Source organism: Bacillus sp. JZ39 (assembly GCF_053903145.1).
The window spans coordinates 1734210-1748646 of sequence record NZ_CP096389.1 but is presented as its reverse complement, the minus strand read 5'-3'; the positions used below and the strand labels follow the sequence as shown (position 1 = coordinate 1748646).

Here is a 14437-nt window from a genome sequence, read left to right as displayed (position 1 = left end):
ATAATCTGACACTCGAAGGAGTACAAAAAAAGCATTGATCCATTCAGAGAATGGATCAATGCTTACCACCCCCGCTACATCACGCGTTTGAACATCTTTTCCATCTCATAAGTGGAATGGTGTATGATGATCGGGCGGCCGTGCGGGCATGTAAATGGGTCTGATGTGCTTCGGAGGTCGTCGAGAAGCGCTTTGATTTCATCGTTTCTGAGGTGGCGATTTGCTTTGATGGAGCCTTTGCAGCTCATCATAATCGCCGCTTCCTCGCGGAGTTTTTTAATATCTATATTTTTGGAGTCGAGCACCTGCTGAATGATTTCTTCTATAAGCTCTGCTTCTTCTCCCTTTGGAAACCAGGCCGGGTGGCAGCGGACGATGTAACTGTTGGAGCCGAATGACTCTAAAAAGACACCGACGCTTTCGAGCTCTTGTTTGTGCTGTTCAATAATCAAAGCCTCATTTGTGGAGTAGTGGAACGTCAGCGGTACAATCATATCCTGCACCTCAGGCTCAACCTCCCCCACCTTTTCACGAAAGTACTCATATTTAATACGTTCTTGGGCGGCGTGCTGGTCGATAATATACAGGCCGTTTTCGTTTTGTGCCAATATATAAGTCCCGTGCATCTGGCCGATCGGGTACATAATCGGAACCCGCTCAGACGCTGGCTGCTGCTGTCCCTCATGGCATTCCTGCTCAAATGTATCTGGCTCTTTCGCTGAAACATCGGACACCTCAAGGATTTGTTTCTGATCAACGATAGGAGGAGCATCAAATTGGAGAGGTGGCAATTCTTCCTCCGCATCAACCGGCTCTTTCACGACTGAGCTGAGCTTCATTGGTGAATAAGATGGCGCAGTCGATTTTTCCGGAACTTTTTTTTCCGGAGGCTTTTCATCAAAGGTTATGAACTGCTGCTCATTTTTGATAACAGGTGCCGATTTTTTCGGGAGCTGGGCACTCGGAATCAGCTGCTGCTGTTTAAATACATCTTTAATTCCGTCACGAATTAAGTCATGAAGCTCTGTTTCCTTGCTGAGCCGGACCTCAAGCTTCGATGGATGCACGTTGACATCGACTAAAATCGGGTCCATCGTAATTTCTATAAAAGTAATCGGATGGCGTCCGATCGGCAGAAGCGTATGATAGCCTTCATGAACCGCTTTGACGAGCGGGAAATTTTTAATGTAACGGCCATTGACCACAGACGACATATAGTTTCTCGACGCCCGTGTAATCTCTGGGAGGGCGATATATCCCTTTACTTCAAAATCCAAGGAGCTCGCATGCAGCGGAAGCATTTTTTTGGCGACAGCCGTGCCGTAAATCGCTGCCAGTACATGGCGCACATCTCCGTTTCCGTTCGTTTGAAGCAGGTTTTTCCCATGATGGCGCAGGCGGATCGATACCTCTGGATGCGCCAGAGCAATACGGTTAACCACATCCGTAATGTTTCCAAGCTCTGTATGAACGGTTTTCATATATTTCAAACGGGCCGGTGTGTTAAAAAACAGGTTGGAAACGACAATTTCAGTTCCCTTCCTGCTTGAGGAACGCGATTCGGAAATGATGTTTCCTCCTTGGAGGACGAGCTTCGTCCCAGCTCCTTCACCAGTGCTTGTTGTAATCTCCAGATGAGAGACTGACGCGATACTCGGCAGGGCTTCTCCCCTGAAACCGAGCGTTCTCACCCTGAATAAATCATTTTCATCTTTTATTTTACTCGTTGCGTGGCGGCGGAAAGCTCGCTTGCAATCTTCATTCTCCATTCCTTCGCCGTTATCCAAGACCCGAATGGATGCAAGGCCTGCTTCCTCAATATCGATTTCAATGACTGTGCTGTCAGCGTCGATCGCATTTTCCACCAATTCTTTGACGACTGAGGCGGGCCGTTCCACAACCTCGCCCGCCGCTATTTTATTTGAAAGCTCATCTGACAGTTGGATGACTTTTGCCACATTCATCACCCCGTTTTAATGTAATTTCTTTTGCAGCTTGTACATTTCATTCATCGCTTCAAGCGGTGTCATATCCAGTATATTAAGTGATTTGAAAGCATCGATCACTTGCTTTTCTTTTTTTGAAAGCTTTGGTGTTTCAGCCGGCTTTTCCGCTTCGTCAAAAAAGGACAGCTGTGCCGGCTCTTCTTTCACCTGAGGTTTCTGCACCGGCACTTCCGGTTTGTTTCCTGAATGCTCAAGCTCTTTTAAAATATCTTGAGCGCGCGCAATCAGATCTCCCGGCAGTTCGGCAAGCTGAGCTACATGGATACCATAGCTTTTATCAGCGGCACCTTCTTTAATTTGATGAAGAAAGACAACCGTTCCGTTATATTCTTCAGCGCGAACATGAACGTTTTTCAGCTGGGGCAGCTTGTCCTCAAGAACGGTCAGCTCGTGATAGTGTGTGCTGAACAGCGTCTTGGCGCCGATATGATCGTGAACATATTCAATAATCGCCTGTGCCAGCGCCATGCCGTCATAAGTGGACGTTCCCCGCCCGATTTCATCAAACAGAATGAGGCTGTTTTTCGTCGCATTGACAATCGCATTTTTCGCTTCAAGCATTTCTACCATAAATGTACTTTGTCCGGAAATCAAATCATCTGCAGCGCCGATTCGCGTAAAAATTTGATCGAAAATCGGGAGCACCGCTTTTTTCGCGGGTACAAAGCAGCCGATTTGCGCCATAATGGAAATGAGCGCGATTTGTCTCATATACGTGCTTTTCCCTGACATGTTTGGACCTGTAATGAGAAGCATTTGTCTGTTATCGCCCATCATACAGTTGTTCGGGACATATTCCTGGCTGTCCATGACTTTTTCAACAACCGGGTGTCTGCCTTCAATCACTTCGACTTCATCTTTAGAGAACTCTGGTTTCGTGTAGTGGCGATTTTCACTGATTGTCGCAAAGCATTGCAGTGCGTCCAGCTCGCTCATCTGTTTTGCAAGCTGCTGCAGCCGCGGAATATACTGCTTCACTTTCTCGCGCAGCTCGGTAAACAGCTCGTACTCCAGCTCACAGATGTTATTTTCCGCCTCTAAAATGAGCGCTTCTTTTTCTTTTAATTCAGGTGTAATGTAGCGCTCTGCATTGGTTAACGTCTGCTTCCGCTCATAACGCCCTTCCTCAAGCAAATGCAAGTTTGCTTTAGTCACTTCAATGTAATAACCGAAAACTTTATTAAAGCCGACCTTTAAAGAGCGAATGCCTGTGTATTCCCGCTCCTGCTGTTCCAAGCGGGCAATCCAGTCTTTTCCGTTTCTGCTTGCATCACGATATTCATCAAGCTTTTGATTATAACCATCTTTAATCAGGTTCCCTTCTTTTACCGATAAAGGAGGGTTTTCGTACAGCGCTTCTTCCAGCAGTTCAAGTACATCCCCGCAAGGGTCAATGCGCTTTGCACGTTCCTTGGCCTTGTCATGAGCCAGTGAAGCAACCAGCTGTTTGATGCCAGGAACTTGCTTTAACGATTCCTTCAGCTGAATCAAATCCCGGGCATTGACATTTCCGAATGCAACGCGGCCGGCAAGGCGTTCTAAGTCATATACTTCTTTTAAACGTTCACGCAGATCTTCCCGTTCAAAGAAATGGGACATCAATGTTTCCACCATTTCTTGGCGCTCTTCGATTTGATTGACTCTGATAAGCGGCCGGTCAATCCACTGTTTAAGCAGCCGGCCTCCCATTGCCGTTTTTGTTTCATCCAGCAGCCACAAAAGGGAGCCTTTTTTATTTTTTGAACGGATTGTTTCGGTCAGCTCCAGATTACGCTTTGAGTACAAGTCAATTTTCATCGCTTCCTCAAGCTCATACACCTGCAAGGGCTGAAGATGATCAAGGCTGCGCTTTTGGGTTCTTTTCAAATACGTATATAAGCGCAGAAATGTTTTTGTTATATCTTCATTATTTAAGTGCTCAATGATCGTTACGTGTTCGTCTGTTTCTCCGTCTTCAATTGAAATCGTTGCACCGCACCGCTCTCTCAGCTGTGCCACTGTATCGGCATCCAAGCTTCCTGAAACCACGATTTCCCGTGCGCCGACTGAATAAATTTCTGATATGACGTCTTCAAGCCGTTCAATCAAAACAGCCAAATTTTCTCCCGTTGTTAAATCAGACAGCGCAAGTCCGTATCCGTTCGAGCAGGCTGAAACAGATGCGATAAAATTATTTTCCGACTCATGGATGCCTTTGCCGTCCATTACAGTTCCGGGCGTAATCAACTGAACCACTTCTCTTTTCACAACGCCCTTTGCGGCTTTCGGATCTTCCGTCTGTTCACAGATCGCCACTTTGTATCCTTTTTTAATAAGCTGTTCGATATACGCGGAAGCAGAATGATACGGCACACCGCACATCGGTATTTTTTCAGCCGCACCGCCATCTCTGCTCGTTAACGTAATTTCCAGCTCTTGTGACGCTTTTTTGGCGTCCTCAAAAAACATTTCATAAAAATCACCCAGGCGAAAAAATAAAAAGGCATCCTGGTGCTCTGCCTTTATTTTTAAATATTGCTGTATCATAGGCGTATAACCGGCCATTGTTTAATCCCTCACTATGTATCAACGTTTCTATTTTCCAACCTTCATTATAACATAAACAAAAAGTGATAAAAGAATGATATATCAATATAAAAAAGAGACTTGGGGGTACTGTCTCCCCTAGTCCCTTTTTTATTCTTCAGGATCTCCCACTAAAAACTCCGGGTTGATGTCTTCAAGCTCTTCATCAAGCTCATCTTCCCAATCTTCCTCGTCATCCTCTTCCCAGTCAGGATTGACCTCAACAACTACCTTTGTTTCCCCTACCACTTCCGCCAAAAATTCTCTTTCTGCCTGCACAACGATTTTATTTCCATTCGGCGAAATGGTCACTTCAAGGCAGTTTGGCTGCTGAAGCACTTTGGCAATCACTTCATGCTCATCATCTAAGTAATTATTGTCTCTGTATCTGAGTTTAATGACATCTACGTATTTTACCCGTTCTGTGACAACCTCTGTCTTTGTGTTGTCCGCGTAAGAGTACCATACGTTTATATCATAATACCCTTCAATCTCTACCGTTTTTCCAATTTTTTCAGCGTCATACTTGTGGTTAATAATCCAACCACCCAAAATGCTGCTCGGTTTTTTCTCAGGCGAGATGGTGTTGGTGCATTGGGTGAATTTTCGGCCTTTCGCTACTACTGCCTTCGTAATAATTTCCCTGTATTCAGACATTCCGGCATGCCTCCTTGTTCTTCTTCGTGTTATCTTATGCTGGGCATTTGTCTAGTGTGCATTTTTATAAATAAAATATAAAAATACAAAGTTTCTGTTCCATTGTATGCAGGGGTGCCTAGAAACTTTACTTATAAGTGCGATAAAGTTTATACGCGGCTGAGCACAGAAAAACCAATTGAACATTTGGTACATAGATTATTTAGTTTATTTTTAACCGCACAAATGATAAAAAAACACGGGCCTGTAAAGGCACCGTGTTTAGAGAGAACAACTGTTATTTGAATGCTTCACCTTTGAACCGGTTTCCCCTTTCAGCAGGTCGCCTCCGGTTGATGTGATGATTTCATTTGTGACTTGGTTGGAAATGGTGTGTGCAACGAGCTGCAATAGGTCATTTACTTCCATCTGCGAGTCTCTGAATTCCTGGATAACAGGAATCTCTTCAAGCTCTTCTTGCAGCGCGTCAATTTTTGCTTCTACTTGTTTGAGCGCTTCATGCTTTTCATAATGCTTCAGATTGACAGCCTGCTTTTGCAGGGCTTTAATCTGATTAACGATTGTGGACACTTTGTCATTCTCATTGATTTGCGCTTCAGCCCGTTTGAAAAAATCAACCTCTTCTGTTTCAGAAATCATTTTTGCAAGGTTTCGTGCCTGCTGCACAATGTCTTTTTTTGAGTAGAGCGTCATCTTATTTCACCTCGATTGCTTCTCCTACCATTTCTCCGTCAAGCGACCATGTTTTCGCTTGCTGGATTTTCACGCGGACGATTTTGCCGATGGCTTCCTTCGGCCCTTTAAAATTGACAAGCTTGCTTTTTTCCGTATAGCCGGCAAGAATATCAGGGTTATTTTTGCTTTCACCCTCAACTAATACTTCGACAACCTTGCCTTCGTATTCCTTCATTTTTTTAGCAGAAATTTCATTCACCAGCGCGTTCAGACGCTGCAGGCGTTCTTTTTTCACACGCATCGGTACATTATCTTTCATCTTAGCAGCCGGAGTGCCCTCACGCGGAGAGTAAATGAACGTATAGGCGCTGTCAAACTCCACTTCACGGTATAGAGAAAGCGTTTCTTCAAACTGTTCGTCCGTTTCATTTGGAAATCCGACGATAATGTCCGTTGTCAATGAAGCGTTTGGCATTGCTTCTTTAATTTTTCGCACCAGCTCCATGTAACGCTCTCTGTCATATTTGCGGGCCATCAGCTTCAGAACTTCTGAGCTTCCTGATTGAACCGGAAGATGAATGTGATCAAGCAGATTTCCGCCTTTTGCCAGCACTTCAATGAGGCGGTCGTCAAAGTCGCGCGGATGACTCGTTGTAAAACGGATTCTCGGGATATCGATTTTTCTCAGTTCATCCATCAAATCACCAAGTCCGTACGTCATATCTTCAAAGTCTTTTCCATACGCGTTTACGTTTTGGCCTAACAGAGTAATTTCCTTATAGCCTTCACTTGCAAGCCTTCTCACTTCCTGAATGATATCCTCAGGGCGGCGGCTTCTTTCTTTCCCGCGTGTGTAAGGCACAATGCAATACGTACAGAATTTGTCACAGCCGTACATGATATTGACCCAGCCCTTAATTTTTCCATTTCGGACTTTCGGAAGGTTTTCAATAACGTCCCCTTCCTTAGACCAAACTTCTACAACCATTTCTTTTGAAAGGTATGCTTCTGACAAAAGCTCCGGCAGGCGATGAATGTTATGCGTTCCGAAAATCATATCGACAAACGGATGTTTTTTCAAAATACGGTTCACGACTGATTCCTCTTGGGACATACAGCCGCACACGCCTAAAATTAGATCGGGATTGTTTTTTTTCAGTGCTTTTAAGTGCCCGAGCTCACCAAACACCTTGTTTTCAGCATTTTCACGGATTGCACATGTATTTAACAAAATGACATTGGCATCGTCAACAGAGTTTGTCGCTTCGTAACCGAGCGCCATAAAGATCCCTGCCATAACCTCTGTATCGTGTTCATTCATTTGGCAGCCGTACGTACGGATATAGAACTTTCTTCCGTCTCCCAATCCTTTAAATTGTTCAGAAATTTTAAAGTCATTATGATAAGTAACGGCTTCCTTGCCTCGTTTTTTCGCGTCTTTTAAAGAAGGCGGAATGTAAACAGCTTCAAAGTACTTGCTGTAATCCTTCTCGGATTTTTTGTCCGATGGATTAACTTGTCCGCTCTCTAATTTTTGTTTTTCATTCATGTCATATTTTCTCCTTTCAAACCAAACTTCCACCCTTCAGTATAAAGGTTATTGAAGCTCTGCACAACTGGCAACCTATCATTGTACACTCATTGAGAATAATAATCAATAAGGAATCAAAAGAGGAAGAGTAAACTCTTCCTCTTGTTACAATAGCTGGAGCTCCTTTGCCGTCTTTTCGATGACATCAAGCGCCTGATCCAGTTCATCTTTGGTGTGCTCTGCTGTTATAATCGTGCGAATTCTGGCTTTTCCCTTTGCTACAGTCGGGAAAACGATACTTTGGGCAAAAACACCGTGGGAAAGGAGCTGATCTGAAAATTGCTTTGCCACACCTTCATCACCTATTAAAATAGGAAGAATCGGCGTTTCACTCTTCGTGAGAGTCAGGCCCATTTTCACAAGCATTGCTTTAAAATAGACAGTATTCTCCCACAAGCGCTCCATATGCTCCGGCTCTTCAAGCAAGACATCAATCGCTTCCATACAAGCTGCAGTGACAGCCGGCGGATGAGATGTGCTGAATAAAAATGGACGGCCTTTATGGCGCAAATAATCGATCAGCACCTTTGAACCTGCAGCGTAGCCGCCGAGCACTCCGATTGCCTTGCTTAATGTTCCGACCTGAATATGAACTCTGCCGTCAAGGCCGAAGTGATTCACCGTTCCCCTGCCGTTTTCGCCAAGTACTCCGGATGCATGGGCGTCATCCACCATCACAAATGCGTCATATTTCTCAGCGAGCTCTACAATATCAGGCAGAGGAGCTATGTTGCCATCCATGGAAAATACGCCGTCTGTCACAATCAGACGCATCCGATAATTCATTGACTTTCTCAGCACCCGCTCTAAATCACTCATATTGACGTGCTGATACACCTTTTTATCCGCCTTTGTCAGTCGAATTCCGTCAATAATAGAGGCATGGTTCAATTCATCTGAGATGACAATATCCTCTTTTGATAGAATACTTGAAAGTACGCCTTGGTTTGTTGTGAAGCCTGATTGGAATACAAGTGCCGCCTCCGTTTTTTTAAAGGCTGCCAGCTTTTTCTCAAGCTCTTGATGCATTGTAAATGTACCGGCAATCGTTCTCACTGATCCGGTGCCGGCTCCATACTGCTGAACGGCCTCCTGTGCGGCGTTGATGAGTCTAGGATTTGAAGTGAATCCGAGGTAATTATTAGAAGATAGCTGAATGACTTTTTGGTGATTCACTGTGACAGATGGACCCTGCATAGATTCAAGCTGTTTTATGTCTTGCCATGTATGGTTTTCTTTCATACTATCAAGCTCTGCTTTTAAAAACTCAAATTCCTTCGTCATGTTTATCCCCCTTTATGGAATTAAAATTACTTTTCCGCACTGCCCGCTTCTCATCAGTTCGAAACCTTTTTCAAACTCCTCTAACGGAAACTGATGGGTAATAACAGGTTCAAGATCGATCACGTTTGAACTGATCAACTGAGACACCTGGCGCCATGTTGAAAACATTTTTCTTCCTGTGATTCCTTGGATGGTAAGCCCTTTAAATACCACTTTATTCGTCAAATCAATTGTCACCGGATGTTCCGGCAAGCTGAGAATATGAAATCTTCCGCCATTCGCAGCCATCGCAAGACCTTGGGCAATCGCTGAGGGATGACCCGACATCTCACAAACAAGATCTGCTCCTTCCCCACTCGTTAAAGCGCTTACAATTTTGAGCGGGTCTTTTTTTTCAATAGAAACAGTACAAGTCGCTCCCATTTGTTTTGCAAGCCTCAGCCTGTATTCATTCTTATCAATCGCTATCACCTGAGAAGCTCCTGCTGCTTTTGCAACCGCAACAGCCATAAGACCAATCGGTCCGCATCCAATGACTGCAGTCGTTCCTCCTGCAGGCTGGCTCTCGAGTACGGTATGAACTGCATTTCCTAAAGGCTCTTGAATGGAAGCAATCGACGGGTCCATATCAGCGGGATTTCTCCAAATGTTATCAGCTGGAACTTTTACATACTCCGCAAAACAGCCTGCCGTGTCCACTCCGATTATAGCAGTATTGGTACACACATGAGATTTTCCTGTTAGGCAAGGGACACATTCACCACAGACAATGTGTGTTTCCGCAGACACATACTCTCCCACTTTTACACTGCTGACATTCTCTCCCACGTCCTCTACGATGCCGCTGAACTCATGGCCGAAAACATAGGGTGTTTTGATTCTCTGACGTGCCCATTGATCCCAATTATAAATGTGGACATCCGTGCCGCATATGGAAGCGGCTTTCACTTTTATGAGGACTTCATGTTTATCAATCTCAGGAATGGGAACTTCAGTCAGCACAGCACCGAACGCCCCGTCCTTTTTCATTAGAGCTTTCATCTTTCCACTCTGCATGTACAATCCTCCTTGAAAAATTCTTGTTATATTCGGATTGTACCATGATATGGAATAAGCGTAAACAGCACTGTCTTTTCCATAAGGACAAAAGTATCTGTCTTGAAAAATGGGCGGAATTTTTTTTTGAAACGTTTTAGCTCATTTTTGATTTTGTATATTCGCTCATTTATGTGCTAATAATACTATCGGGAGAAAATATCACAATAAATGAAAAACAACCTGTTTGCATTACGCAAACAGGTTGAGAATGCTTTATTTGTTTTTAGCGAGGCTCCACGATTAATTTAATCGCTGTTCTTTCTTCCCCATCGATTTGAATATCTGTAAAAGCCGGAATACAAATCAAATCAACGCCGCTTGGCGCCACAAATCCTCTGGCAATCGCCACAGCTTTTACAGCCTGGTTTAATGCACCCGCTCCGATCGCTTGAATCTCGGCGGCTCCTCGCTCTCTCAACACGCCTGCAAGCGCACCTGCCACTGAATTTGGACTCGATTTTGCTGAAACTTTTAAGATTTCCATTTCTGCTCCCCCTTAGTTTTACAATGGATAAGTGAGTGTTCATTAGAACAATCATTATTAGATGTTGCTATCCAAAAAGCCATCCCCACAATGCTTTTCAAAAATAGCGGGCTACCTTCCATTTTTACTATATTCACTAAGGAGTTGCTATATTCCTGCTTTTCTTTTTAATATTTTTATAAAATAACCATATGTTCAACTATTCAAAGAACATGTGATCATCGTTGATTAAAATACGCTCAATTTTCACGGCTTTTTTCGTTTGATCGTCAATGTCAATGACAACTCCGCTGAGCGTTGTTTTTCCTTCAGCGACAGTAAACCGGACTGGAAGGTTCGTTTTGAATCGCTTAATAATCGTCTCTCTGTCCATCCCCAGTATACCGTCATATGGGCCAGTCATTCCCACATCAGTAATATATGCCGTTCCCTTCGGCAAAATGCGGTTATCCGCTGTTTGCACGTGTGTATGAGTTCCTACTACAGCCGACGCCCTCCCATCCGTGTACCAGCCAAGTGCGAGCTTTTCACTTGTCGCTTCGGCATGAAAGTCGATAAAAATGTACGGTGTTCTTTTCGCAGCTTCTGCGATCAATTCATCCGCTTTTAAAAACGGGTCATCAAGCGGCGGCAAAAACGTACGTCCCTGCAAATTAATGACTGCTAGTTCTTTGCCGTTTGCTTTCACATATGTGATCCCTTTCCCCGGTGTTCCTTCAGGAAAGTTTGCCGGGCGAACCAAGTTCGGAACGTCATCTATAAAATCAAATATTTCTTTTTTGTCCCATGTGTGGTTCCCCATTGTGATTGCATCTGCGCCGGACTGGATTAAGCTGTGATAAATTTTTTCCGTCAGGCCTTTTCCATGTGCGGCGTTTTCACCATTAATAATGGTAAAGTGAGGCTTATATTTTGTTTTTAGCTTTGGTACATATTCTTTGACCATGTCACGGCCCGGTGAACCGACAACATCTCCGATAAATAAAATTCTCATTTTGTAAATCCTTTCTTCTTGAAAATTCCTTGCCGTCAAAAAAATAAAGTGATGCTTAGCGCATCACTTTATTTTGCATACTCTACGGCTCGAGTCTCTCTGATTACTGTCACCTTAATATGACCTGGATAATCGAGCTCGTCCTCAATTCGCTTGCGGATATCTCGCGCCAGTCGATGAGCCTCAAGATCATTAATTGAATCCGGCTTCACCATAATACGCACTTCGCGTCCAGCCTGAATGGCAAATGATTTTTCAACACCTTCGTAGGACTCAGAAATTTCTTCGAGTTTTTCAAGTCTTCGAATATAATTCTCGAGCGTCTCACTTCTTGCGCCAGGTCTTGCAGCGGAAAGCGCATCTGCTGCAGCTACCAGCACAGCGATAATGGAAGTCGGCTCCTCATCCCCGTGGTGTGATGCAATACTGTTAATCACGACTGGGTGCTCTTTATATTTGGTCGCAAGCTCTACCCCGATTTCAACGTGGCTTCCTTCTACTTCATGGTCAATTGCTTTCCCGATGTCGTGAAGAAGACCCGCACGTTTAGCAAGCTTTGCGTCTTCACCAAGCTCCGATGCCATTAGACCGGCCAAGAATGCGACTTCCATGGAATGCTTAAGCACATTTTGACCGTAGCTTGTACGGAACTTTAAGCGGCCGAGGATCTTGATGAGATCTGGGTGGAGGCCGTGAACGCCAACCTCAAATGTCGTTTGCTCACCCATCTCACGAATATAGTCATCGACCTCGCGGCGAGATTTTTCAACCATTTCTTCAATCCGTGCCGGATGAATACGGCCATCCTGAACGAGTTTATCAAGAGCAATTCTGGCTGTCTCACGTCTGATCGGATCAAATCCGGAAAGAATGACAGCTTCAGGCGTATCATCAATAATCAGGTCAATTCCTGTCAGAGTTTCAAGCGTACGAATGTTACGCCCTTCCCGTCCGATGATACGTCCTTTCATCTCATCATTTGGAAGATTGACAACTGATACCGTTGTTTCGGCAACGTGGTCCGCTGCGCAGCGCTGTAAGGCGAGTGAAAGAATGTTTTTCGCTTTCTTATCCGCCTCTTCTTTCGCACGGTTTTCAGTTTCTTTTGTCATGATGGCGATGTCATGTGAAAGCTCGTTTTCAACCCGCTCAAGAATGATTTGTTTCGCTTCGTCACGAGTTAGACTCGAAATTCGTTCCAACTCAGACTGCTGCATACGAATCATCTCATCCACTTTGCTTTCCATCTCTTCAATATGTTGTTGTCGTTCATTCAGAGAATGATCTTTCTTCTCCAACATCGCTTCCCGTTTATCAATTCCCTCATGTTTGCGATCAAGGTTTTCCTCCTTTTGGAGTAAACGGTTTTCTTGTTTTTGAAGCTCATTTCGTCTTTCACGAACTTCCTGTTCAGCATCTATTCGAAGTTTGTGGATTTCATCCTTTGCTTCAAGCAGAGCTTCTTTTTTCAGTGCTTCAGCATCACGCTTCGCATCTTCAAGAATTTGCTCGGCTGCACCGCGTGCGCCCGCAATTTTCGCTTCGGCAATGGTTTTACGAACAAAGTAGCCAACAACTAAACCGAGTAGAATCAGCAAAATGGAGATGAGAACCATCATAATTGGGGTCATACTTTCACCTCCTCTTGCTATGAACTTGGTTGTTGCTTAAAAAGTGTCGGCATGTACATTGTCTAGTTTTCTCAACATACAGAACCTTCACAGGGAATGAGTGTGTTCATCGCCCTTGTCAAGTTTAAATGGTTTAACAATCATGTTAAAAAAACAAATGTTACAACTTCATTGTAAATGTGTCGGAAATACTTGTCAAGCTTGCCATCTTAACGTTTGCAGGCCAGTCTTCTTTTCACGTGCCGAATGCAATTCATCCAAAAGAAGATCGCCAATCATTCTTGATTTAGAAGCTGGTATATTTTATTGTTCACTTGGCCCAATTTAGCATTATTTTGAATGTTTGAGAACAAAATAACAATGGTTTGCCCAGATTTGCTAAAGCTGTTCAAGATATTGAAGCCCGGCATAACACCATGGTTTGAATAGCTTCCGGGAGCAACATAAAATCCCATGCCGTATGTGGAGCTGCTCCCTGGCGTAAACATCTTTTCATAGCTTTTTTGCGAATACAGTTTTCCGTCTATCAGCGCTTGGTCAAATTTGTACATATCTATAGCGCTCATATAAATATCACCCGCTCCATACAGCTGGGATAAATCAGGTATATACGGTGTAACTGTTTTGCTGCCCTCCATCTTATACCCGACGGCAGGATAAGGTTCTTTTTCATATGTTTTGTAAAAGCCTGCATGCGTCATTCCCGCAGGTTTAAAAATATGATTCTTTATGTACTGTTCATAGGGCTCACCGCTTACTTCAGCAATAATATAAGCGAGAACAGAATAGTTGGAATCCTTGTAGTCCCATACGCCCGGCTGACGTTTGATTCCCTGAAGTTCTATGTCTTTTATTAAATCGTCCGGAGTAATGGCGCCGTTTCCTTCAATATGTCCGTTTATCCCCGATGTATGTGTAAGCAGATTCTTCAAAGTAATCGTTTGTCCGTTGGGAAAATGAGGTAAATACGTGCTTACCGGATCACTTGTCTGAAGTTTCCCCTTTTCCTCAAGCTGCAAAATAGCAGTTGCAATCAGCGCTTTTTGTGATGAACCGACATAAAAAGATGTCAATGGATTATTTTGAATATAGTGTTTACGGTCAGCATAGCCAAAACCTTTATTTGTTACAATTTCTCCATTTCTGACAATCATGGCTGTTCCGCTGAAACCGATCTCTTCTAAATAATTGCTGATTTTTTGATTTCGATCCACTGTTTTGATTTGTTCCTCTGATTTTTTGGCAGTTTTCTTTTTGACCTCTTTTTTCTGATCGGTATTTGAAACCGCTGCAGTTTCTTGAGATGGCTCGTTTTCTTCACTATTTCGATGAAGAGCATTCCAAATCGTAATGCAAACCATCACTGCTAAAAGACCAAGCAACAGTTTTCCTCTTTTATTTAGTTTTCTCCGTCTGCGTTTCGCAGTTCTTCTGCGGGTTGGGCTTGTCATT

General features: G+C 43.8%; 11 protein-coding genes. All 11 read right to left on the bottom strand.

The annotated features are described in order from the left end of the window. Positions 1 to 74: 74 nt before the first annotated feature. Positions 75 to 1958: a DNA mismatch repair endonuclease MutL gene (gene mutL, locus M1D65_RS09095; RefSeq protein WP_041850821.1), complete on the bottom strand. Its 1884-nt coding sequence runs from the start codon at positions 1956 to 1958 to the stop codon at positions 75 to 77. A gap of 15 nt (positions 1959 to 1973) precedes the next feature. Further along, positions 1974 to 4550, bottom strand: coding sequence for a DNA mismatch repair protein MutS (gene mutS, locus M1D65_RS09090; RefSeq protein ID WP_456270843.1), 2577 nt, complete (start codon positions 4548 to 4550; stop codon positions 1974 to 1976). 132 nt (positions 4551 to 4682) lie between these two features. Then, on the bottom strand, positions 4683 to 5228 hold the full coding sequence (gene cotE, locus M1D65_RS09085) for an outer spore coat protein CotE (RefSeq protein WP_003231833.1): 546 nt from the start codon (positions 5226 to 5228) through the stop codon (positions 4683 to 4685). 261 nt (positions 5229 to 5489) lie between these two features. After that, complete coding sequence (gene ricA, locus M1D65_RS09080) at positions 5490 to 5921, bottom strand: regulatory iron-sulfur-containing complex subunit RicA (RefSeq protein WP_003231834.1); 432 nt, start codon at positions 5919 to 5921, stop codon at positions 5490 to 5492. A gap of 1 nt (position 5922) precedes the next feature. Continuing rightward, entirely contained in the window at positions 5923 to 7452 is a 1530-nt protein-coding gene (gene miaB / locus M1D65_RS09075; RefSeq protein WP_014664026.1) for a tRNA (N6-isopentenyl adenosine(37)-C2)-methylthiotransferase MiaB, read from the bottom strand. Between the two features lie 147 nt (positions 7453 to 7599). After that, positions 7600 to 8778 carry a glycine C-acetyltransferase gene (locus M1D65_RS09070; RefSeq protein WP_064671395.1) on the bottom strand — a complete coding sequence of 393 codons (1179 nt, stop codon included), beginning with the start codon at positions 8776 to 8778 and terminating at the stop codon, positions 7600 to 7602. Between the two features lie 12 nt (positions 8779 to 8790). Next, entirely contained in the window at positions 8791 to 9834 is a 1044-nt protein-coding gene (gene tdh, locus M1D65_RS09065) for an L-threonine 3-dehydrogenase (RefSeq protein ID WP_064671394.1), read from the bottom strand. A gap of 265 nt (positions 9835 to 10099) precedes the next feature. Further along, entirely contained in the window at positions 10100 to 10360 is a 261-nt protein-coding gene (spoVS, locus tag M1D65_RS09060) for a stage V sporulation protein SpoVS (RefSeq protein ID WP_003154135.1), read from the bottom strand. A 199-nt stretch (positions 10361 to 10559) separates the two neighbouring features. Further along, positions 10560 to 11354 (bottom strand): 2',3'-cyclic-nucleotide 2'-phosphodiesterase, encoded by a 795-nt coding sequence (ymdB, locus tag M1D65_RS09055; RefSeq protein WP_003245138.1) that lies wholly within the window; start codon positions 11352 to 11354, stop codon positions 10560 to 10562. A 68-nt stretch (positions 11355 to 11422) separates the two neighbouring features. Further along, positions 11423 to 12985, bottom strand: coding sequence for a ribonuclease Y (rny, locus tag M1D65_RS09050; RefSeq protein ID WP_003221010.1), 1563 nt, complete (start codon positions 12983 to 12985; stop codon positions 11423 to 11425). A 275-nt stretch (positions 12986 to 13260) separates the two neighbouring features. After that, positions 13261 to 14436: a serine hydrolase domain-containing protein gene (locus M1D65_RS09045; RefSeq protein WP_029726484.1), complete on the bottom strand. Its 1176-nt coding sequence runs from the start codon at positions 14434 to 14436 to the stop codon at positions 13261 to 13263. Position 14437 lies beyond the last annotated feature (1 nt).